This window comes from Pseudomonas sp. AB6 (assembly GCF_034314105.1).
Classification (GTDB): Bacteria; Pseudomonadota; Gammaproteobacteria; order Pseudomonadales; family Pseudomonadaceae; genus Aquipseudomonas.
Map to the genome: position 1 here is coordinate 2770011 of NZ_JAVIWJ010000001.1, position 20412 is coordinate 2790422.

At 57.1% G+C, this 20412-nt stretch carries 21 protein-coding genes and 1 riboswitch; of the genes, 3 read left to right on the top strand and 18 right to left on the bottom strand.

All coding sequences use genetic code 11. The annotated features are described in order from the left end of the window. Positions 1–74: 74 nt before the first annotated feature. The gene (locus tag RGW60_RS13080) at positions 75–1340 is read left to right on the top strand and encodes an OmpP1/FadL family transporter (RefSeq protein ID WP_322204995.1); all 1266 of its coding nucleotides are present in this window, start codon (positions 75–77) and stop codon (positions 1338–1340) included. A gap of 103 nt (positions 1341–1443) precedes the next feature. Here the strand turns inward: RGW60_RS13080 and RGW60_RS13085 are convergent, their stop codons facing one another. The 12 genes from RGW60_RS13085 to cobO form a co-directional block, all read right to left on the bottom strand. Then, positions 1444–1995, bottom strand: coding sequence for a glutathione peroxidase (locus RGW60_RS13085; RefSeq protein ID WP_322206911.1), 552 nt, complete (start codon positions 1993–1995; stop codon positions 1444–1446). A gap of 188 nt (positions 1996–2183) precedes the next feature. Next, on the bottom strand, positions 2184–3392 hold the full coding sequence (locus RGW60_RS13090; RefSeq protein ID WP_322204996.1) for an MFS transporter: 1209 nt from the start codon (positions 3390–3392) through the stop codon (positions 2184–2186). Positions 3393–3594: 202 nt separating this feature from the next. Next, on the bottom strand, positions 3595–4326 hold the full coding sequence (locus tag RGW60_RS13095; RefSeq protein ID WP_322206912.1) for an adenosylcobinamide-GDP ribazoletransferase: 732 nt from the start codon (positions 4324–4326) through the stop codon (positions 3595–3597). 2 nt (positions 4327–4328) lie between these two features. Beyond that, a complete protein-coding gene (cobC, locus tag RGW60_RS13100; protein ID WP_322204997.1) occupies positions 4329–4898 on the bottom strand; it encodes an alpha-ribazole phosphatase family protein in 570 nt (189 codons plus the stop codon). Beyond that, entirely contained in the window at positions 4895–5947 is a 1053-nt protein-coding gene (cobT, locus tag RGW60_RS13105; protein WP_322204998.1) for a nicotinate-nucleotide--dimethylbenzimidazole phosphoribosyltransferase, read from the bottom strand. The genes cobC and cobT overlap by 4 nt, the downstream gene beginning before the upstream one ends. Beyond that, the gene (gene cobU, locus RGW60_RS13110; RefSeq protein ID WP_322204999.1) at positions 5944–6465 is read right to left on the bottom strand and encodes a bifunctional adenosylcobinamide kinase/adenosylcobinamide-phosphate guanylyltransferase; all 522 of its coding nucleotides are present in this window, start codon (positions 6463–6465) and stop codon (positions 5944–5946) included. The genes cobT and cobU overlap by 4 nt, the downstream gene beginning before the upstream one ends. Before the next feature lies 1 nt (position 6466). Next, positions 6467–7942, bottom strand: a complete 1476-nt coding sequence (locus tag RGW60_RS13115; protein ID WP_322205000.1) for a cobyric acid synthase — start codon at positions 7940–7942, stop codon at positions 6467–6469. After that, entirely contained in the window at positions 7939–8946 is a 1008-nt protein-coding gene (cobD, locus tag RGW60_RS13120) for a threonine-phosphate decarboxylase CobD (RefSeq protein ID WP_322205001.1), read from the bottom strand. The genes RGW60_RS13115 and cobD overlap by 4 nt, the downstream gene beginning before the upstream one ends. Continuing rightward, positions 8939–9847 carry an adenosylcobinamide-phosphate synthase CbiB gene (gene cbiB, locus RGW60_RS13125; protein WP_322205002.1) on the bottom strand — a complete coding sequence of 303 codons (909 nt, stop codon included), beginning with the start codon at positions 9845–9847 and terminating at the stop codon, positions 8939–8941. The genes cobD and cbiB overlap by 8 nt, the downstream gene beginning before the upstream one ends. After that, positions 9844–10494, bottom strand: coding sequence for a 5,6-dimethylbenzimidazole synthase (bluB, locus tag RGW60_RS13130; protein ID WP_322205003.1), 651 nt, complete (start codon positions 10492–10494; stop codon positions 9844–9846). Before bluB ends, cbiB begins: the two co-directional genes overlap by 4 nt. After that, on the bottom strand, positions 10491–11786 hold the full coding sequence (locus RGW60_RS13135; RefSeq protein ID WP_322205004.1) for a cobyrinate a,c-diamide synthase: 1296 nt from the start codon (positions 11784–11786) through the stop codon (positions 10491–10493). Before RGW60_RS13135 ends, bluB begins: the two co-directional genes overlap by 4 nt. 10 nt (positions 11787–11796) lie before the next feature. Further along, positions 11797–12408 carry a cob(I)yrinic acid a,c-diamide adenosyltransferase gene (cobO, locus tag RGW60_RS13140; RefSeq protein ID WP_322205005.1) on the bottom strand — a complete coding sequence of 204 codons (612 nt, stop codon included), beginning with the start codon at positions 12406–12408 and terminating at the stop codon, positions 11797–11799. Positions 12409–12513: 105 nt separating this feature from the next. Further along, a riboswitch (cobalamin riboswitch) is annotated at positions 12514–12736 on the bottom strand. A 144-nt stretch (positions 12737–12880) separates the two neighbouring features. Here cobO and RGW60_RS13145 point away from each other — a divergent pair. Together RGW60_RS13145 and RGW60_RS13150 are read left to right on the top strand one after the other, a co-directional pair. Continuing rightward, positions 12881–13459 carry a hypothetical protein gene (locus RGW60_RS13145; RefSeq protein WP_322205006.1) on the top strand — a complete coding sequence of 193 codons (579 nt, stop codon included), beginning with the start codon at positions 12881–12883 and terminating at the stop codon, positions 13457–13459. 163 nt (positions 13460–13622) lie between these two features. Next, positions 13623–14966, top strand: a complete 1344-nt coding sequence (locus tag RGW60_RS13150; protein WP_322205007.1) for a sorbosone dehydrogenase family protein — start codon at positions 13623–13625, stop codon at positions 14964–14966. Positions 14967–15073: 107 nt separating this feature from the next. Here the strand turns inward: RGW60_RS13150 and RGW60_RS13155 are convergent, their stop codons facing one another. The 6 genes from RGW60_RS13155 to RGW60_RS13180 form a co-directional block, all read right to left on the bottom strand. Then, positions 15074–15616: a C40 family peptidase gene (locus RGW60_RS13155; protein WP_322205008.1), complete on the bottom strand. Its 543-nt coding sequence runs from the start codon at positions 15614–15616 to the stop codon at positions 15074–15076. A gap of 91 nt (positions 15617–15707) precedes the next feature. Next, entirely contained in the window at positions 15708–16370 is a 663-nt protein-coding gene (locus RGW60_RS13160) for a C40 family peptidase (RefSeq protein ID WP_322205009.1), read from the bottom strand. A gap of 75 nt (positions 16371–16445) precedes the next feature. Continuing rightward, positions 16446–17213 carry an NAD-dependent deacylase gene (locus RGW60_RS13165; protein WP_322205010.1) on the bottom strand — a complete coding sequence of 256 codons (768 nt, stop codon included), beginning with the start codon at positions 17211–17213 and terminating at the stop codon, positions 16446–16448. Positions 17214–17217: 4 nt separating this feature from the next. Further along, positions 17218–17922 (bottom strand): DnaA regulatory inactivator Hda, encoded by a 705-nt coding sequence (gene hda / locus RGW60_RS13170; protein WP_322205011.1) that lies wholly within the window; start codon positions 17920–17922, stop codon positions 17218–17220. Between the two features lie 279 nt (positions 17923–18201). After that, a complete protein-coding gene (locus RGW60_RS13175; RefSeq protein WP_322205012.1) occupies positions 18202–19275 on the bottom strand; it encodes an AI-2E family transporter in 1074 nt (357 codons plus the stop codon). 48 nt (positions 19276–19323) lie between these two features. Then, positions 19324–20400 (bottom strand): DUF2066 domain-containing protein, encoded by a 1077-nt coding sequence (locus RGW60_RS13180; RefSeq protein WP_322205013.1) that lies wholly within the window; start codon positions 20398–20400, stop codon positions 19324–19326. Positions 20401–20412 lie beyond the last annotated feature (12 nt).

The following is a 20412-nucleotide window of genomic DNA, read 5'->3' on the forward strand; positions in this document are numbered from 1 at the left end:
GGGCAATTCAGACTATAGCGCTAAGGCGAAAATCTTGGTAATTTCCGCCCGGTGATCAACAAGGAGTTCTAATAATGAAAAAAGTAATGCTCAAGACCACACTTAGCCTCGCTGTAGGCCTTATCTCCACCCAGCTCTTTGCAAGCGGCTTCGCCCTCAACGAACAAAGCGTTAGTGGAATGGGAACCGGTTTTGCTGGACGCTCCTCCGCCGCTGAAGATGCGAGCACTATTGTCGGTAACCCGGCCGGCATGTCGAAGATCAAGCGCGAACAAGTCAGCTTGGGAGCGGCTGCTATCGATGCCAGCACCGACCTCAAACACACCAGCGGCCAACCTGGCAGCACCAACAATGGCGACATGGTTCCGTTTACCGTTGTGCCTTTTGGTTACTACGTTAAACCGATCGACGAGCACTGGGCCTTTGGTTTGGGCATCTATGCACCGTTCGGCCTCGTGACCGACTACGAAAAAAGCTTCCAGGGTCGCTATTACGGTGACAAGAGCAAGGTCTCGGTTATCACGGTTCAACCCACCGTCAGCTATGCATTCAACGACTACGTATCGATCGGTATCGGTCCGACCTTCAACCACATCAAAGGTGAGTTGACCTCGGCCATACAATTGAATCCTGCCGGCACCAACGATGGCAAAGCGCGCATCAATGGTGAAGACAACGCCTGGGGTTACAACGTCGGTATCCTCGTCACGCCGACTGCGACCACCAACTTAGGCTTGACCTACCACTCCAAGGTTAGCTACGGCCTGGAAGGTAACACCAAGTACTCTGGCGCGAATTTCGGCCCTAACGGCCTTAAGTTCGACGGCGGCCTGGATCTGACCACGCCAGAATCGGTTGACTTCTCGATCACCCAGAAGCTCAACCAAGACTGGACTGTGTACGCTGGCAGCACCTGGACACGTTGGAGCCGCCTCAAAGACATCACCGTCAACAACGAAGGTGTTCCAGCGCAGCTGGGCGGTAACGCGGGTCCTCTTGGAACGATTAGCGAGCCGGAAAACTGGCACAACACCTGGGCTCACGCCATCGGTGCTTCTTACCAGTTGAACAAAGAGATCGTGCTGCGTGCCGGTTTCTCGGTTGACCAATCGCCTACCAACAACGTTAATCGTTCGGTACGGATTCCAACAGGCGACCGCCGCATATTCAGCTTGGGCGCTGGCTGGAGCCCAACCGATAACATCACCATCGACGTTGCTTATTCTTACTTGAAAGAAGAAAGCGTGTCGGTCAATGACACCGGTAAGGGCGCGCCCTATAACGCCACGTACCACAACAGCGCCAACGGCTTCGGTTCGTCTGTGACTTACCGCTTCTGATGCTCCCATTCGCGGTAGGCTGAAAAGCCTAACAGGCGAATACGAGAAAGCCCTACCGCCAGTCATGGCGGTAGGGCTTTTTCATGGCTGCGTTTTAACCGGCTCAAGGCTTGGACGCGATAGCCTTCTCGACAGCAGCAATCATCGCGGGATCATCCGGCTTGGTTAGGCTGGAAAAATTCGCGATCACATTGCCCTGCCGGTCGATGACGTATTTATAGAAATTCCAACGCGGCGCGCTGCTTTGTTCAGCTAGCACTTTGAATAGATGCGTTGCGTCAGGCCCCTTGACCGTTTGCGGATCGGTCATGGTGAAGGTCACACCATAATTCACATAACAAACCTTGGCGGTTTCGGCGCCATCTTTTGACTCCTGCTTGAAGTCGTTTGATGGCACGCCAATCACTTCAAGACCCTCCGATTTGTAGCGTTGGTTCAAGGCCTCAAGACTTTTAAACTGAGGTGCGAATCCACAAAAGCTCGCGGTGTTAACCACCACAAGGGGCTTGCCCTCAAAACGCTTGCATAGGTCGATATTTTCTTTAGCGCGCAATTTCGGTAGCTCACCCTGCAATAGCGGGGGGCATTCGGCGGCCATTGCCGTTCCGCTAATCGCGAACAGCAATACCGGAAGTGAAAACCAATGAATTGTCATGACAGCATCCCTTGCATCGTAGAGGTCAATGTGCCTGAAAAATAAAATACTCCTTGCCACTTAACCTGCCTAGCACAGGCTCATCCCCAGCTGCAGCGCGCCCAAGCCGACACGCTGCCAGCCCCACCACACCAACGCCAGCAGCACAACCCCAAGGGTCATGCTAGCGATCCAAGGCCAGAGCCTGTTCACGCGGGGCTGCCTATAGCCTGCAACCGCGCCACAGGCCGCTCGCGCACCGGCCAGTTCAGGGCGGCGGCCAGTACACTGAGCAAAATCGAAACCTGCCAGATCAAATCGTAGCTCCCAGTGCGGTCATACACGACACCACCCAACCAACCACCCAGGAAGGCGCCCAACTGGTGGAATAAGAAAACGATACCGCCGAGCATCGACAAATTACGCACCCCGAACAATGTCGCGACGGTACCGTTTGTCAGCGGCACGGTAGACAGCCACAGTAGCCCCATGGTGACACCGAACAGGTAGGCGGTAGTTTCAGTCACCGGCACCCACACAAACACGGTAATTACTACTGCGCGCAACAGGTACAAACTGGTCAGCAAACGCGGCTTGGATATACGTCCGCCGAGCCAACCGGCGGTGTAAGTGCCAAATACATTAAACAAACCGATCAGCGCTAGCACGGTTGTGCCAACTTTGGCAGGCAGGTGTTGGTCAACCAGGTAAGAAGGCAGATGCACGCCAATAAACACCACTTGGAAACCGCAGACAAAAAATCCCAAGGCCAGGAGCCAAAAACCCGAATGGGTGCATGCTTCGTGCAACGCTTCACGCAGTGTCTGCTCGCCACCGGTCTTGGGCAATGGCACATCCTTGAGCATGGTTACTAACGGCAGGATCAAGGCCACGAGCAAGCCCAGCGCCAACAATGCGGCGGACCAGGCGAGCCAACCAATCAGGCCAAGAGTACCGGGGAGCATGGCGAATTGGCCAAACGAGCCTGCCGCGCTGGCAACGCCCATGCCCATGCTGCGTTTCTCGGCAGGCAGTGCCCGACCTACCACCCCGAGGATCACCGAGAATGAGGTACCTGACAGGCCGATACCGATCAGTAAACCTGCGCTCAGTGATAACGACAGCGGCGAATCGGCCATGCCCATGCAGGCCAACCCCAGCGCATAAAGCACGCCTCCGACAAACACCACCTTCGAGGCACCAAATCGGTCTGCAAGCGCGCCGGCAAAAGGTTGGGCCAAGCCCCATATCAAGTTTTGAAATGCGATGGCGAACGCAAAAACCTCACGACCCCAGCCGAACTGCGCACTCATCGGCGCCAGAAACAAACCAAAACCGTGCCGCACGCCCAAGGACAACGCAAGAATTAGCGCACTCCCCAGTAAAACCCATCCACTGGCACGCAAAGCCGATGTCATTTTCCATTCTCCGACCTAATTAGGCTTATATGCCCGCAAGACAAGTGCAAGAAATTACCGGTGGATGGAGGGGGGTGTCAATAATTCCTGTAGGAGATGCCACCCGTCATCGACGCCGCGATGTCGCGCAACAAACCCAGACCACGTAGGTAGCTGCCGAAGGCTGCGATAAGGTTCGAAGTATTGGCTCCGGTTCAGATATTTAAACCAACGCCAGAACCACCAGAACCGCCATTTCCAGCAACTCCAACAGCGCGCCCGCCGTGTCGCCGGTGCTGCCACCGAGCCGACGCAGCATCAGATGCCGCAGCCAGAAGAAGCAGACGCCTGCCGTCAGCAGTGCAATTAGGCCACTGAACCCCGCCACCAACAGGCAGCCCATCGCACTGATCAACAGCACCTGCCTTCCCAGAGTGCGGGGAAGGTGATCAGCCAATGCCTGCCCTAACCCGCCCGCACGTACGTAAGGCGTGCCAAGGAACAAACCGAGCATGGCGCTACGGCCAATGACCGGGGCCAATAACAGGCCTACGCTGCGATGGCTTTCGATTAACGCCAACAGCGCACAGAATTTCAGCAGTAGCACCATCACCAAGGTAATCACCGCAATCGGTCCGCTGCGGGGATCTTTCATGATGCTCAGCGTACGCTCGCGGTCTCCGAAGCCCCCCAGCCAAGCATCAGCGCTGTCAGCCAGGCCGTCGAGGTGCAATCCGCCGCTGAGCAAAACCCAAGCGGTCAATAACAGCGCGGCGTGCAACATCAATGGCGCACCGGCCAAGAGGCTGTCGAGGACCATCAACAGCAAGCCAAACACAACGCCTACCAACGGATAGAACAACAATGAGCGGCCCAACTCTTCAGATTTCGGCATGTCGGGCAAACGAATTGGCAAGCTGCTGAGAAATTGTAGGGCAATCCACATTGGCAACAGATTCATTCGCTCAATACGCCTTGGGCATTGACTTCAACCGAGAGTAGCGCGCCGTGACCGACTTCGACTTGCAATAACTGCTCACGTGGCAACCCCCGCGCTTGAGCCAATAACAAGCGCATTACCCCGCCATGGGTGACCAGCAATATCCGCTCGGTGGCGTATGTCAAGTGCAGACGTTCGACCACCGACACTACTCGAGCAGAGAACGCCAGCAACGGTTCACCGCCCGGCGGTGTGAAAGCATACGGATTGGCCCAAAACAGCCCCAAATCTTGCGCGTGGGTTTCCATCAACTGCGCTGCGCTGCGCCCTTCCCACTCACCAAAATGCAGCTCTTGCAGACCCGATTCCATGTGCAGCGGCACTCTCAGCGTCTCGGCCAGTTCTTCGGCGAAGCGCGCACAACGTTGCAAGGGCGAGCTCACTATGCGATCCCATGGTCCGCCCTCAGTCACCGCCGCACGCATTTGCGCCCAGCCAATATCCGTCAGCGCGTCATCCAGGCTGCCGCGCAAGCCGCCGCCCAACTCGGTTTCGCCGTGGCGCAACATGTCCAGGCGCACTGTCACGCCGGGCGGTCCGCTACCGCAGCTTCAGCGAACGTCGCCATGCCGTTATGCAGTTCGCAGGCCAAGCGCAGCAACGGCACCGCCAACGCCGCACCACTACCTTCGCCCAAGCGCAAGCCAAGGTCGAGGAGCGGTTCAGCCTGCAACACTTCCAACACATGGCGGTGACCGGGTTCGGCGCCACGGTGAGCAAATAGTAGCCAATCGCGGCACGACGGGTTCAAGCGCACAGCGACCAAGGCCGCGACACTGCAAATAAAACCGTCAACCAACACCGCGACGCCTTCTTGAGCACACGCTATATAAGCGCCGACCAAGGCGGCAATTTCATAGCCGCCCACACAAAACATACCGTGCAGCGGGTCACCCGCGTGATCGGCGTGCAGGGCCAACGCACGCTCAATCACCAATGATTTATGAGTAACGCCCGCCGCGTTTAAACCGGTGCCGGGACCGACCAAGAGACTGGCCGGGCGATCCAACAGCAGGCACGCCAACGCACTGGCTGCCGTGGTGTTGCCGATGCCCATCTCGCCCCCGATAAACAATTCAGCGCCGGACGCCACAGCTCGGCGCACGCTATCGCGCCCTGCGTCCATCGCAAGCAAGCCTTGGGCCTTAGTCATGGCCGGACCTTCAACGAAGTTCGCGGTGCCCGCGCCCAAATTCAAATGGCGGACGCCTGGCAGGTTCATCGGCGCAATCGTACCCAAATCCACCACGTCCAACTGTGCTGACAGTTGTTTGGCCAGCACGCTGATTGCTGCGCCTCCGGTTACGAAGTTGTGCAGCATCTGCCCAGTGACTTCTTGGGGAAACGCAGAAACGCCTTCAGCAACGACGCCATGATCGCCGGCAAAAATGGCGATCCACAGGTTATCGACCGCAGGCTTGGTCCGCCCTTGCAGGCCGGCCAGTTGCACCGCGATCCGCTCCAGTTGCCCGAGCGAGCCGGCCGGTTTGGTCAGTTGCTGCTGACGTGCCAAAGCGCTTTCGCGCGTTGGGACGCTGATTGCTTTTGCCGGTTTAAGCCACCAGGAATTAGTCATAATGCGGGTCCTTTCAACGTCAGGGGCAAGCCAGCAACCGTTAACACCACGCGTTGACAACGTTCGGCCAAGGCTTGATGCAGCCATCCGGCTTCGTCGACATAGCGGCGGGTCAGTTCACCGAGGGGCACAACGCCGAGCCCGGTTTCGTTACTGACAAAAATGATTTCGCCCGGAAGTTCAGCAAGGCAGCTCAACAGCGCCTCGCGCTCAACAACCAAGCGTTCGCGATCTTCAAGCATCAACAGGTTGGTCAACCACAGGGTTAAACAATCCACCAACAACAAGCGGTCGGTGTTTGCGTTTTCTCGCAAGACCCGCGCCAGTTCGATTGGCTCTTCAATCAGTCGCCACTGCTCAGGGCGGCGCTGACGATGGAGGGCGATGCGCTGATTCATCTCGCCGTCCAGCGATTGGCTAGTGGCGATGTACGTAACCTCAAGGCAGCTTTTGCCCGCCAAGCCCTCCGCCAAGCAGCTTTTACCAGAACGCGCGCCACCGAGGATTAATTGCAGCATGTCAGCCGACCTCCACCGGAGAATGGGCCAGACCACATAATTCAAGTAACAGCCTGCCATCCAAGTGACTTTCCACCAGATCCGCCAATCGTTCGATATCCCGCTCGCGCATGGCGTGATAATCGACCGCTTGCACATTCTCCAACCCCGCCCAGCGCAACAAGGCGCTACAGGCAGCAGGGGCCTCGAACAGGCCGTGCAAGTAAGTGCCGAGAATTTGCCCGTCTGCGCTTTGCGCGCCATCGCGCCGACCATCATCCAGTTGCACCACCGGGTGTTCCATCGCCTCACCACAAGTCACTCCGGCATGAATTTCATAACCGCTGACCGGCGCGTCCTCCAAAGCAAGCCGACCTTGCACGTTGCGCAGTTGTTTCTCTTGTTCTAATACCGTGCTGATGTCCAGCAGGGCCAAACCGGCACTAGATCCCGCAGCACCTTCGAGACCTAGAGGATCGTGGACCTGCTGACCCAGCATTTGCAGCCCACCACAAATACCGATCACTTTGCCGCCATAACGCAGATGACGAACAATGGCGGTGTCCCAACCCTGACTGCGTAAATAAGCCAGATCGCTGCGCACACTTTTTGAGCCCGGCAAGATGATCAAGTCGGCGGCGGGGATGCTCTGACCGGGACCGATAAATTGCAAATTGACCTGTGGGTGCAAGCGCAACGGGTCGAAATCAGTGTGGTTGCTAATGCGCGGCAATACCGGCACCAGCACATTCAGGACTTGTTCGACTTTCTGGGTTTGGCGCTGATCAAGGCCGTCCTCGGCCTCAAGGTGCAGGTCCATAACGTAAGGCAAAACGCCCACTACCGGTTTTCCAGTGCGGGCTTCGAGCCAGTCAAGACCGGGTTGCAGCAGCGCAATGTCGCCGCGAAAGCGGTTGATGACGAAGCCTTTTACCCGTGCTTGTTCGCTGGGAGACAGCAACTCCAGAGTCCCAACCAAATGGGCAAACACGCCGCCGCGATTAATATCAGCGATCAACAAAACCGGGCAATCCACCGCTTCGGCAAAGCCCATGTTGGCGATGTCTCCCGCACGCAAATTAATTTCCGCAGGCGACCCCGCGCCTTCGACCATGACCACGGGGTAAGCCGCACTCAAACGTTGATGGGAGGCCAGCACCGCTTGCATCGCAATCTGTTTATAGCCGTGATACGCCACCGCGTTCATGGTGGTGACCACACGGCCGTGGATGATCACCTGGGCGCCGGTGTCGCTGTTAGGTTTGAGCAGCACCGGATTCATGTCAGTGTGCGGCTCAAGGCCTGCCGCTTGCGCTTGCACTGCCTGTGCTCGGCCAATCTCACCGCCGTCTGCGGTCACTGCGCTGTTGAGTGCCATGTTTTGCGGTTTGAATGGCACGACACTGACACCCTGGCGGGTCAGCCAACGGCACAACGCCGTTACCAGCGTGCTTTTGCCGGCATCAGACGTTGTGCCTTGCACCATCAGCGTGGTCATTGTGCTTCCTTGTTGTAGTCACTGAGCACCTGCTCAAGTCGTTGCCACTGCGCTTCTTGCGCCGGCAGGCCGAACCTTAAACTGCTGTGTTGCGGAGTTTGTGTGTTCATAAATAATCGCAACAGGACGCCACGGCTCCCGCAGAACTCATGCACAGAAATCGCCGATGGGGTAATAAGCCATTGAAACAGCGCACAACCGCCATCCGGCATCAGGCCGTATTGCGTCATCAGCGCAGCCAGTCGTTCGCTGGCCTGCTGCGTGCGTAAACGCTGCTGCCTGTGACCTTCGACATCGCTGAGACACGCCTGCCCAAGCACCCGCGTTGGTCCACTGATGGCCCAAGGGCCGATGTGGCGTTCCAGCACTTTAAGAAACTGCGGTTCGGCAATCACAAACCCTAGACGCGCACCCGCCAGACCGAAGAACTTACCGAACGAACGCAATACGATTAGCCCGACGCGCCAAGTCTCGGCGCTCAAACTTAACTGCGGCGTATTGTCCATAAATGCTTCATCAACTACCAGCCAGCCCCCACGCTCGGCCAACCGCGCATGCCACTCCAAGAGGCGCTCGGGCGCGATGTTTAAGCCAGTGGGGTTGTTGGGATTAACGACGACCAGCACATTAATGCTGTCGAGAAAATAATCCACTTCGTGTTCGAGCATTTCGCGGACTAGAAAACCGCTGCTGCGCCAAGCTTCAGCGTGTTCGGCGTAACAGGGGGACAACACACCGACTTTACCTGACCGACGCAAACGCGGCAGCGCTTGGATCGCACATTGGGAACCAGGCACCGGCAACACATGTTTGGCACCGTAATAAACACAGGCGGCCGCTTCCAGACCGTCCCCAGTTTCCGGTAAGCGTGCCCATGCACGTGTCGGGATCTCGGGAATTGGCCACGGCCACGGCGCAATGCCACTGGACAAGTCCAGCCAATGCTCTTCGGCGATGCCATAGCGCACAGCCGCCTCTTTCAAGCGGCCCCCGTGTTCAAGCATAAAACTCAGCTCCCACGCACACGATCAACAACCATAACCAGACTCCGCGCTGGACCAGTTGCCAGCCACGATCAATCGATTGGGCATCGGCCGTAGCGCCTTCGCCTAGCTGTGGACGCTGATGCAGCTCGCCGTGATAAATCGCCGCCCCGCCTAGCTCCACATTCAATGCTCCAGCGCCAGCGGCCATTACCGGGCCGGCATTGGGACTGTCCCAGAGTGGCGCTTGATCACGCCAGCAGCGTAACGCCAGCCGAGTGTTGCCCAACACGGCGTAGGTCAACGCCACCAACCGTGCCGGAAGGTAATTTAAAAGATCATCGATTTTCGCCGCCGCCCAGCCAAAACGCTCGAAACGTTCGTTGCGATACCCCCACATTGCATCCAGAGTATTGCTCAGGCGGTACAACACTACGCCCGGCACACCGGCAATCAAAAACCAGAACAATGCAGCGAACACTGCATCGCTGCCATTTTCCAACACCGATTCAGTCGCGGCGCGGGCCACTTCAGTTGAGTCCAGCTCCGCCGTCTGTCGGCTGACCAAGTACGATACCCGGCGCCGCGCTTCATTCAAATCATCGCCACGCAACGCCTTGGCCACCGGCTCTACATGCTCGCCAAGGCTGCGCAAACCCAGCGCGCAATACAGCGCTGTCACGTCTACCAGCCAACCGACATAGGGCAACCAACTTAACGCCGTCGCCAGCAACGTCAACGGCACAACCGCAATGAACCAGGCGGTAACGCCATGGCTGCGCCATCCACGTCCAGCCGCATTGAAGCGCTGCTCAATTCGATCGGCAAAGCGCCCGAAGGCCACCAACGGGTGTGCGCGTTTCGGCTCGCCCAGCAGCGCATCCAACGCGACCCCGGCGACGCTCAATAACGCAACACTCATCGGGTCACACCCCACTGGTTCTCATACAGCAACTCGCTCAATGGCCGTATCTGCGCCCAACCTTCCAAGGCCAGCATCGGCGCCGGATAGAATTCGGCCACCGGTCCCAGGCATAGAACTGCCAGTGGTTTGGCCCCGGCTGGCATGCCCAGTAAGTCAGCCAATGCCTGGGGCTCGAACAACGACACCCAACCCATGCCCAATCCTTCGGCGCGAGAGGCTAGCCACAGATTTTGAATCGCACAAGACAAGGACGCCATGTCCATTTCCGGCAAGGTACGGCGACCAAAAATATGCCGTTCGCGGTCGTCCATCAACGCGGCGACCAAGACTTCCGCGCATTCATTGATGCCTTCGACTTTGAGCTTCATGAAGTCGTCCGCGCGCTCGCCCAGGGCTTGAGCGGTACGAATTCGCTCTTCCTCGACTTGCGCTTGAATACGCGCGCGCAACTGCGGGTCGCTGATTCGAATAAAGCGCCACGGCTGCATCAAGCCCACGCTGGGCGCCTGATGGGCCGCTTCCAAAAGACGCGCCAACAATTGGGGGGCCACTTCGCCGCCGATGAAGTGCCGCATGTCTCGGCGTTCGGCAATTGCACGGTACACCGCTGCACGTTCGTCAGGGCTGAAAGCCAGATCATTCATGGTTTGAAAAGCGCCGCAACCGCGTGGGGGTTGGAAGGAAAATAGAAGTGGACATAAGACGCAGTCATCCGACCGTCACGGTAAACCGCCTCGGCACCGCGCCCACCGTTGGGGCTCAGGCCACGGGCGATGGGTTGCAACTCGGTGCTGGTCAGCGAATGGTGATACGTGTGCCCGCGCAAGACGCCTTCGGGCAATTCGACAGCTTGTAAGGCTAACGCGGCTAAACGCTTCTGCATCACCGCTTCGCCGGTCAATAGACCCACCAATTCGGCACGTTGGCCGTCGACGTCGGTCAATGCGTCGAGCAGATAAAGCATGCCGCCGCACTCCGCCAACAACGGCTTGCCAGCCACATGGTGCGCACGTATGGCCGCCAGCATGGGCCGGTTTTGTCCCAGTGTTACGTGGTGCAACTCCGGGTAACCGCCGGGTAGATACAGGCTGTCAGCAGCGGGAATCCGAGTGTCACGGATAGGCGAGAAAAACGACAGCTCGGCACCCATAGCCCGCAGTAAATCGAGGTTAGCGCCGTAGAGAAAGGCAAACGCCTCGTCATGGGCGACAGCAATCGTGATGCCTGCCAGCGACGGTTCAGTCTCGACAACTTTGGGGGCTGCGAACTCGACCGGCGGTGGCAAGGCTAGCTCACAGGTGCTGGCTAATGCAGCTGCGGCTGCATCAAGGCGGGCGTCCAGATCATTCAGTTCGCTGGCCTGGACCAAGCCCAAATGACGGCTCGGCAATTCGATCCCGGTTTCCCGCGATAAAGCGCCATACCAACGCAATCCTTCGGTGAGGCTGCCTTCCAGCAATTGCGCATGCCGCACAGTGCCAACCCTATTGGCCAACACCCCAGCAAACGGCAGGTCCGGTTGATAAAGCGCCAGACCCAAGGCTAATGCACCAAAGGTTTGGGCCATCGCCGTGCCGTCGATCACCGCCAACACCGGCACCCCGAAGTGGCGCGCCAGGTCGGCACTTGAGGGTGTGCCGTCGAACAGTCCCATGACGCCCTCAATCAGAATCAGGTCAGCTTCGCCCGCAGCCTCCCACAACAGACGGCGACTTTCATCGGCACCGACCATCCATAAATCCAGCTGATAAACCGGCGCGCCACTGGCCCGCTCAAGGATCATCGGGTCGAGAAAGTCCGGGCCGCATTTGAATACGCGCACGGTGCGCCCTTGATTGCGGTGCAGACGCGCTAAGGCAGCGGTGACCGTGGTTTTACCCTGACCAGAGGCAGGCGCGGCGATTAACACCGCCGGGCAATGACGCGGCGCTCTCATAAAAGGTTACTCACAACTCAATGCCTTTCTGTGCGCGGATTCCGGCCTGAAAAGCGTGCTTGACGACGCTAATGTCAGAAACAGTGTCGGCCAAGTCGATCATTTCAGGTTTGGCACCGCGACCGGTTACCAGCACGTGCTGCATGGGCGGGCGGCCTTGCAGATCGCTGAGTACTTTTTCCAGATCCAGGTAACCATGTTTGAGGGCGATGTTCAGCTCATCGAGCACGATCAGACCGATGGTCGGGTCACGGAGCATTTCTTGTGACACTGCCCAAGCGGCTTCTGCGGCGGTGATGTCGCGCTGGCGATCCTGTGTTTCCCAAGTAAAGCCTTCGCCCATGACGTGATACCGAACCTGCTCAGGGAAACGTCGGAAAAACAACTCTTCCCCCGTGCTGTTGCGGCCTTTGATGAACTGCACAACGCCGCATTGCATACCGTGCCCCATGGCCCGGGCGAGCATGCCAAATGCAGAGCTGCTTTTACCTTTGCCATTACCGGTCAATACCAGCAACAGACCGCACTCGTCAGGTGAACTGGCGATGCGTTCGTCGATCACGGCTTTTTTGCGCTGCATGCGCGCCAAATGGCGTTCGTCACGTTCGGGGGATTCGTTCATCTCAGCTCTCCGCTTGAGCAGGGCACGCGATAGCAAACGGAAGGCACAGAAATTGACTGCCAGCACGGCCAATGAAAAGCCCTGCGCAGAGCATCGCCCGCCGTGATGCTGTTGGATGGATCAGGCCGGTCTCCGGGCTCATGAGTGGGAACGCCCCGCTATGCGCCTTCCCATGTCTTTTTCGGACACAGTGGCTGAGTGCATAGCTTCGACTCATTTACCGTTGCGGGGGCAGCGCCGGGATCGACCGCTTGACGCGTCCTCACCGGCTTCCCTGTTTCACTTCGCCAATCGTAGATTGCGAAGCACCTGAAACATGTCGCGAAGGGTAGAGGGTTGGGGGTATAGCGTCAATCAACGCGCCATGTGCTTTGTTCACCCAGCGGTCAAAACCAGGCAGCAAGCCGTTGTTGGCTAATTTGATATCAAAAGGCCATACTTCTGATAGCATCCAAAAAACAAGGTAGGCGCCATGCGCGGCTTGATCATCAGCAACCCGAGACTGGAATTCCTTCGTCCCGCCTTAGAATGCTGGTTCGATTGCATCGACCGTTACAGTCAGGTCATGGGAGAAGGTGAATGCACGCATTGGTTTGACGAACGCACCAACCTCGGCATGCTCTCCAGCGCCGCGTGGATGGCCCGGATGGTCACGCTAGAACATGCCCCCAGTAAGAAACAACAGGACGATGGTAATCGAAGCGCCCGAACTGGCCTGTTTGTTGCGACATCGGATGACAGCGCATATATCCAAGCCACTCAACGCTGGCCATATTTTGGCGAAATAAACCTGACCTCCGCGCTGCTGGATATCGTCGGTGATGCCAAAAAAACCAGTTATGCAAACCACCTCAAACTCGGCGGTCTCTTCGTTACACCACGTAAAATCATGCAGAGCGTCACAGTCGAAGAGCTGGAAGATTTCGTCGAAGATTTGCAAAAACAACACGCCTGCGCCGTCGTGTGGTATTTCCCTTATGGTTACCGCAACCTGCACAACGAAGAGGGCCAATACTTCCCCGGCCTCGCACTGTTATTAAGAGCAGCCTGATCAGCGCTTTTCTTGCTTGATGACAAATGGATCGGAGCTCTGCGATCCATGGCTTAAACGCCGACCCACCTCTCACTCAGCCAATCCCGCGAGAAAGGTTGAACCTCGACGGTTTAATTGCCTCTATCTCCTTACGCGCCCCTTCGCCTTTATGGAGTTCAATATGCCCCTGCTCAGACCCCAGATAGTTGTTTTTTTGCTAATGGCCCTTGGCATTACTGCATGCGGTGAAACGTCCCAACTTAAAGTAGCCGATGGCATGGGTCCGACGCCGATGTTGCCAGAGCCCAACAAAACACTGATTCCGACGGTCAATATTGCCCCCGCCGTGGGCTGGGCCAAGGGCGCGAAACCGGTCGCGGCAGCAGGCACCCAGGTATCTGCGTTTGCCGAAGACTTGGACCATCCACGCTGGCTATACGTCCTGCCTAACGGCGACGTACTGGTCGCCGAAACCAATTCGCCCGCCAAACCCGATGATTCTCCGGGTATTCGCGGTTGGATCATGAGAAAAGTCATGGGCCGTGCAGGTGCAGGCGTACCTAGCGCTAACCGGATCACCCTGCTGCGAGACAGCAACCATAGTGGCGTGGCTGACACGCGCACGGTTTTTTTGCAGGGCCTTAATTCGCCGTTCGGTATGACGCTGGTGGGTAACGATTTTTATGTCGCCGACACTGACAAATTGCTGCGTTATCACTATGAAAACGGCCAGACCGCTATCCGTGGTGAACCGACAACCGTGACCGATCTGCCGGCAGGTACGATCAATCACCACTGGACCAAAAATGTCATTGCCAGCAAGGACGGCAAGAAGCTCTACGTCACCGTGGGTTCTAACAGTAACGTCGGGGAAAACGGCCTCGACAAAGAGCTAGGTCGAGCGTCGATCTGGGAAGTTGATGCCGCCACCGGAGCCCACAGAATCTTCGCCTCCGGCCTGCGCAACCCTAATGGCATGGATTGGGAGCCGCAGACCGGGAAATTATGGACTGCGGTTAATGAGCGCGATGAGATTGGCAGCGATCTGGTGCCTGACTATGTGACCTCGGTCAAAGACGGCGCCTTTTATGGCTGGCCATTCAGTTACTACGGCCAACATGTCGACATCCGCGTTAAACCACAGAACCCGCAACTGGTGGCCACGGCCATTTCGCCCGATTATGCGGTGGGCCCGCACACTGCATCATTGGGCATGACTTTCGCTGACGGAAAATCTTTACCAGCACCCTTCAACCAAGGGATGTTCATCGGCCAACACGGCTCCTGGAACCGCAATCCGCACAGCGGTTATAAAGTACTGTTCGTTCCGTTCGCCAATGGCAAACCATCTGGAACGCCGGTGGACCTCTTGAGCGGCTTTTTAAACAATGACGACAACGCCCAAGGCCGCCCGGTTGGGGTTGTCAATGATCAACATGGCGGAGTATTGGTAGCGGACGATGTGGGTAACAAAGTTTGGCGGGTGACGGCGGCCAAAACACAACAAGCAGTCGCTACGCCTTAATAGTTTGACTATCGCTGGGCCGGCTAGCTCAATGGACCGATCTTGAGCAAGCCCGCCCTTTGGTCACTGCGCAACTGCATGCGACGACGGAGCGGCAGAAGTCGTTGCTAAGGATTACGCGCCAAGTGCTCTGGATGGATCACCCGCTTGGCGTTGAGGTAGGCTTTTTGCCAATAAGGTTTGGACAAACTATCTAGCCGCACCGTGCCGCCTGTAGCGGGTGCGTGCACGAAACGCCCTTCTCCGACGTAGATTCCGGCGTGGCTCACGGTTGAGCCGCCGCCGGTGGCGAAGAACAGCAGATCACCCGACTGCAAAGCATCGCGGTCTACATTGGGCGCATGCATGCTGAGCATTTCGTGGGTCGAACGCGGTAGCGCAATGCCAGCCGCGTCACGGTAGACGTAACCAATCAAACCACTGCAATCAAATCCTGAATCGGGAGTGTTACCGCCCCAATGATAGGGCGTGCCGACCAATCCCAGTGCACGAAAGAGCACATCTTCGGCAGCCGGAGAAGAGTATTCGGAAGGGGCATAAGCCACGGACTGGATCACCCGTGGAGTTTGAGGCGACGGAGCATGGCCAGCGCACGCGCTAAGCAATGCCACCAAAACACCTAATGAGCCAAGACGTAACCTATTCGACATAAACACAACAACCTGATCTGGATGCGGCTTACTGTGCCAAGAGCCGAAAGCGCGCATAGTAAGCCGGTAGCGGCTTACCCGCCCCGGCCATTTACTGGTGTCGGGTCTGAATTGTAGTCGGAGCCATGGCTAACGCACGTTTGGCTTCGATAAATGTCTTTTTCCAGTAACTGTCATCCAGGCTATCTACCCGAACACCGCCGCTGCGCGTGCTGCTGGAATGAATGAATTGGTCATCACCCAAGTAAATACCTGCATGACTGACGCGACCACGGCCTTTGGTACTGAAGAACAGGAGGTCGCCCGGCTTGAGGTCGTTACGCGCTACCAAAGGCGCTTTTACGTTGATCATTTCGCGCGTGGAACGCGGTAGAGTCATGCCCGCTTGTTCGCGGAACAGGTACCCGATGAAACCGCTGCAATCGAAACCGGACTCCGAGCTGCCGCCTGCACGGTATCGCGTACCAATCAGCGACATCCCGCGCTCAAGAATGCTGTCCGCTAGAACGGGCATCCGATAAGGCTTACTGCTTGCGAATTCGGCCAGTTCTTTTTCGGTAATTAGCTCATCCGAGAACAAGGCGCCAGCATTATCAGACCCATCGGCGATCTGCGAAATATGTGCAGACTGCGCGGTCATTGAACCCTGAGAGTGCTGCTGTTGTTGCTGTTGCGAGACGGGCATCTGTGCCGCGCAACCAAAAAGGAATGTAACCAGTGCGAGGGGCACGAGGGGTGCGAACCGAGTTAGCATGTGCACGACCGTGGTTGATATGTAAAGAAGCCGAGACTATGCCCTCTATCGACCTCATTTGCAAATTCAATCGATCTAGATGTGACTTATCAGCGACTCCATAACCTCTAAGGCTCTACAGCCCAGAAACACATCCATTGCGGCGCTGTGATCGGTGCGCTGTGGATTTATCTCTGCGGTAAAGCCTCCGGCAACCCTTGCGCGCAATACCGGCTCGTGGATGTAAGGAAAGCTGGCTGTGGTGCCGATCGTCAATACGGCATCAAATCCCTTGCCCATCTCTTCGTACAACGTCTCTAGCGCCCGCTCGGGTAGCATTTCCTGAAACAGCACCACTGGCGGACGCAGTACCCCCTGGCACTTTTTGCACAGCGGCGGTAACGGTCGTTGCAGGTGCTCACTCAATTCGGAATCGACTTCGCCGCAGGATTGGCAAAACAACGGGGACAGCTGGCCGTGGATTTCAATCAAGCGCTCAGACGGACTGCCCGCCGCCCGATGATAGCCATCGACATTTTGCGTCAACACCCAGCATTCAGGCTTGAGTCGCTGCAACTGAGCGATAGCGTAATGTGCGGCATTGGGTTTTGCGCCGAGACAGGCTCCTCCCAGCTCCGCGATGTATTTCCAGCACAAGGCGGGATCGCGGTGCAGCATCGGCCCGGACAGCGCCATTTCGATAGGCAGACCGTCCGCCGTCGTGCCGTTATAAAGACCGCCTAAACCGCGGTAGGTAGGCAAACCAGAATCAGCCGACAAGCCAGCTCCAGTTATCACCAATATGCGCTGAGCGTGCCGAAGCGCCGCCGCCGTTTGCAACAGCAGATCGCGTGCTACTACCACAGGTTTACCAACCCAGCGTCTCTTTCAAAAAAGGAATGGTCAGCTTGCGCTGTGCCTGCAACGACGCCTGATCCAGGCGCTCCAACAGCTCGAACAATGCGCTCATGCTGCGAGTGCCACGGGTCAGAATGAAATGACCGACTTCATCAGTCAGGTGCAAGCCACGGCGTGAGGCACGAAGCTGAAGGGCGCGCAGCTTGTCTTCGTCAGACAACCCGCGCATCTGGAAAACCAGGGCCATGGTCAGACGTGATTTCAGATCCAGCAGCTTGATCGGTAACTCCCGGGGCGATTGAGACGCCGCAATTAGCAAACGGCGGCCGCTATCGCGCAGGCGATTGAACAGGTGAAATAACGCCTCTTCCCATTCTGGCTTGCCAACCACCGCTTGCAGATCATCCAGACACACCAGCTCGTACCGCTCAAGGCTATCGAGGAGCTTGACCCCTTCACCGATTAGGTCCGCCAATGGCAAATAAACTGCCTGCTCGCCCAGTTGCTCGAATCGCAGGCAAGCGGCTTGCAGCAGATGAGTACGGCCGACGCCGTCTTTGCCCCATAAATAAATCAGGCTTTCGGTCCAGCCGGCATCGGCTTCGCAAAGTCGCTCGACATAGCCGAGTGCTGCGGCATTAGCGCCGGGATAATAATTGATGAAAGTGGCGTCATCACGCAGACGCACACCCAAGGGCAGCTGAATCGGTTTCATGCTGGCTGAACGGTTCAGGCGAACCGTTGGGGGCCTCTGTGTAAAGTGCGCAAAGTTTATACCGGTGACGCTGGGCACACAATGCGGTAGCAAAATCAAAGGTTTGCCAAGCCTGTCGTAACGGCGCTCATCTGTAAAAAGTGCCGAAGGCTGCGATAAGGGCGGCACCACCTTCAGTGGCGTCGCTAAAACCGACAGTGCCGTTGAATTGCAGCCTTTGGCGGTTCCTACATAGCGCTCTGATAATTCAAAAGATTGAGATTACGGAGAAATTTATCTCTACAAATCAAGATCTTCCGTTCCGTCATAGATGTCCGACTTTTTATAAGCGTCATGAGCATGGCGCACGACAACCATAATCACGGCTGCTACCGGCAGCGCCAGCAACACCCCGGTAAATCCAAATAACTCACCACCCGCCAGAATCGCAAAAATGACCGCAACCGGGTGCAGGCCGATTCGGTCGCCCACCAGCAACGGCGTCAGCACCATGCCTTCGAGCGCCTGCCCTATGAGGAATACCGCAACAATGCCAATCATCGGGTACTGATCGCCGCCAAACTGAAACAACCCGGCAATTATCGCCGCGCCGATCCCAATCACGAACCCCATGTACGGGACGATGGCGGCGAGACCGGCAATCACGCCAATCAATAGCCCCAACTCCAGCCCGACCAACATCAAGCCCGCTGCGTAAATAAATCCCAAGGCGACCATGACCAACAACTGCCCGCGAATAAATGCGCCTAAGACTTCGTGGCATTCGCCGGCCAACTTGACGATTTGTCCTTCGCGATGACGCGGCAACAGGCTACGCACTTTTGCCATCATCACGTCCCAGTCACGCAACAGGTAGAAGCACACCACCGGGATCAGCACCAGATTGGTGAGCAACCCTATCAGCGCCAAGCTTGATGCAGTGGCTTGCGCCAGGACGACACCAACAATGTCGCCGGTCTGGCCCATGTGTTCCGAGATAGCGGACTTGACCTTATCGAACTTCCAGAAACCCTCCGCCAGACCCAACTTGGCCTGCGTCCACGGCAATGCCGTGTGCTGCAACCAATCGAGAATTTGCGGTGCAAGTTGATACAGTCGAAACAGTTGCTTGGCGAGCATGGGTACTAACACCAACAACAAAGTCATGAACACCAAGGTGAACAGCGTAAACACCACTACTACGCCCAGCGTGCGCGATAATCCGACGGTTTCCAGGCGATCGACCAAAGGGTCTGCCATGTACGCCAGAAGTAGCGCGATCAAAAACGGAGTCAGAATCGGGTGCAGCAAAAATACAAATACGCACAGCAGGGCAACCCCACCAATCCAGAACCAACGACGTGTATCAGCCATTACCGCCCCTTAACACCCGAGAATTAAAACGTTATGCAACATTCGTATCTACCAGCGGAAATTTAACTGCTGCGATGAGGACGACGGCTGTGCGGGCACAACAGGCGCTATTGCGCCAGCAACGACAGGCTGGATTGGTGCCAATGGCACTATCTCGCTGGCCGGAACTTCTTGTAACTTAGCCAGTGACAACTGTGACCGCAATTGGTCAGCACTGCCGCTAAGGTCATAGGTAATGGAATCCCCCTCCACGGTTTTCAGCTTCGCACCAAACGGATCCAGCAACCGGCCCAATTGCGCGTAGCGCTCCAGAGTCATGCCTTGCACGTGCAACACCAAACCGGTCGATATTCCGGGCTTGACCACAAAATGCGGGGCAAGGCGCTCGCTCACCGCTAGCATCACCGCGTCGGCCAATGCCGCGGTATCTACACCCGTGGCGGTGCCTTGCTCACGTTGTGACCCCAGCCATAGACGCCATACCCCCTGCCACTTCCCGTTATCTTCACGGGCATGCACGGCAAGCAAGGCATCAGCGCCGTATCGATCGGAGGCGGACTTTAAAGGAGCGGAGTCTGTGCCTTCGAGGTTCTTCGCGGTGGCGACAATTTGCTCACTCAAGTCAGCCAGTGGTAAACGTAGCGGCAGGCCACGGTGCTGCGCAGCGCGGCGCAGGGGTTCAGCCAACGCCTGTCCATCGCCAACCAAATTAGAACCGTCCGATGCATCGTTCAACCACCAGCCTAAAATGGTCGGGCGGTTAGTGCCCCACAATGGAAGGCCTGCTTTGCGTAACGAATTGTCGGCACTGACCGGGTCGAAATCCACCAGCAAGCTTTCCGGCGGGCCTGCTTCATAGCCATATTTGCTAATGATCTGCTGCGGATCTTTGCGCACCTCAGACAAACCGGCACTTTGCGCAGCCTTCGGGTCTCCGGTCAGGCGCAAAACCAGGGTTTCGAGGGCGCGCTGGGTCGCTTGCGTGCGCTCTTCAGGAGATTGCCCGGTAACCGGTTCGCGCACTTGGTACAGATTGCTGACGGTTTCGGCAAAGCCGGGCAGGCTGACAAGCGAGAGGCAGCTGGCAAACAGCAGCTTAGAAAAACACTGGGTAGGAAGACGCATTGAGGATTCCCG

What these genes read in the sequence shown, in the direction of transcription:
- RGW60_RS13135 (WP_322205004.1), bottom strand. Translation starts at nt 11,786, where the DNA reads ATGAGAGCGCCGCGTCATTGCCCGGCGGTGTTAATCGCCGCGCCTGCC.
- RGW60_RS13085 (WP_322206911.1), bottom strand. Translation starts at nt 1,995, where the DNA reads ATGACAATTCATTGGTTTTCACTTCCGGTATTGCTGTTCGCGATTAGC.
- cobD (WP_322205001.1), bottom strand. Translation starts at nt 8,946, where the DNA reads ATGCTTGAACACGGGGGCCGCTTGAAAGAGGCGGCTGTGCGCTATGGC.
- RGW60_RS13150 (WP_322205007.1), top strand. Translation starts at nt 13,623, where the DNA reads ATGCCCCTGCTCAGACCCCAGATAGTTGTTTTTTTGCTAATGGCCCTT.
- cbiB (WP_322205002.1), bottom strand. Translation starts at nt 9,847, where the DNA reads ATGAGTGTTGCGTTATTGAGCGTCGCCGGGGTCGCGTTGGATGCGCTG.
- RGW60_RS13175 (WP_322205012.1), bottom strand. Translation starts at nt 19,275, where the DNA reads ATGGCTGATACACGTCGTTGGTTCTGGATTGGTGGGGTTGCCCTGCTG.
- RGW60_RS13145 (WP_322205006.1), top strand. Translation starts at nt 12,881, where the DNA reads ATGCGCGGCTTGATCATCAGCAACCCGAGACTGGAATTCCTTCGTCCC.
- RGW60_RS13160 (WP_322205009.1), bottom strand. Translation starts at nt 16,370, where the DNA reads ATGCTAACTCGGTTCGCACCCCTCGTGCCCCTCGCACTGGTTACATTC.
- RGW60_RS13115 (WP_322205000.1), bottom strand. Translation starts at nt 7,942, where the DNA reads ATGACCACGCTGATGGTGCAAGGCACAACGTCTGATGCCGGCAAAAGC.
- RGW60_RS13155 (WP_322205008.1), bottom strand. Translation starts at nt 15,616, where the DNA reads ATGTCGAATAGGTTACGTCTTGGCTCATTAGGTGTTTTGGTGGCATTG.
- cobO (WP_322205005.1), bottom strand. Translation starts at nt 12,408, where the DNA reads ATGAACGAATCCCCCGAACGTGACGAACGCCATTTGGCGCGCATGCAG.
- hda (WP_322205011.1), bottom strand. Translation starts at nt 17,922, where the DNA reads ATGAAACCGATTCAGCTGCCCTTGGGTGTGCGTCTGCGTGATGACGCC.
- RGW60_RS13180 (WP_322205013.1), bottom strand. Translation starts at nt 20,400, where the DNA reads ATGCGTCTTCCTACCCAGTGTTTTTCTAAGCTGCTGTTTGCCAGCTGC.
- bluB (WP_322205003.1), bottom strand. Translation starts at nt 10,494, where the DNA reads ATGAATGATCTGGCTTTCAGCCCTGACGAACGTGCAGCGGTGTACCGT.
- RGW60_RS13080 (WP_322204995.1), top strand. Translation starts at nt 75, where the DNA reads ATGAAAAAAGTAATGCTCAAGACCACACTTAGCCTCGCTGTAGGCCTT.
- cobT (WP_322204998.1), bottom strand. Translation starts at nt 5,947, where the DNA reads ATGACTAATTCCTGGTGGCTTAAACCGGCAAAAGCAATCAGCGTCCCA.
- cobU (WP_322204999.1), bottom strand. Translation starts at nt 6,465, where the DNA reads ATGCTGCAATTAATCCTCGGTGGCGCGCGTTCTGGTAAAAGCTGCTTG.
- RGW60_RS13090 (WP_322204996.1), bottom strand. Translation starts at nt 3,392, where the DNA reads ATGACATCGGCTTTGCGTGCCAGTGGATGGGTTTTACTGGGGAGTGCG.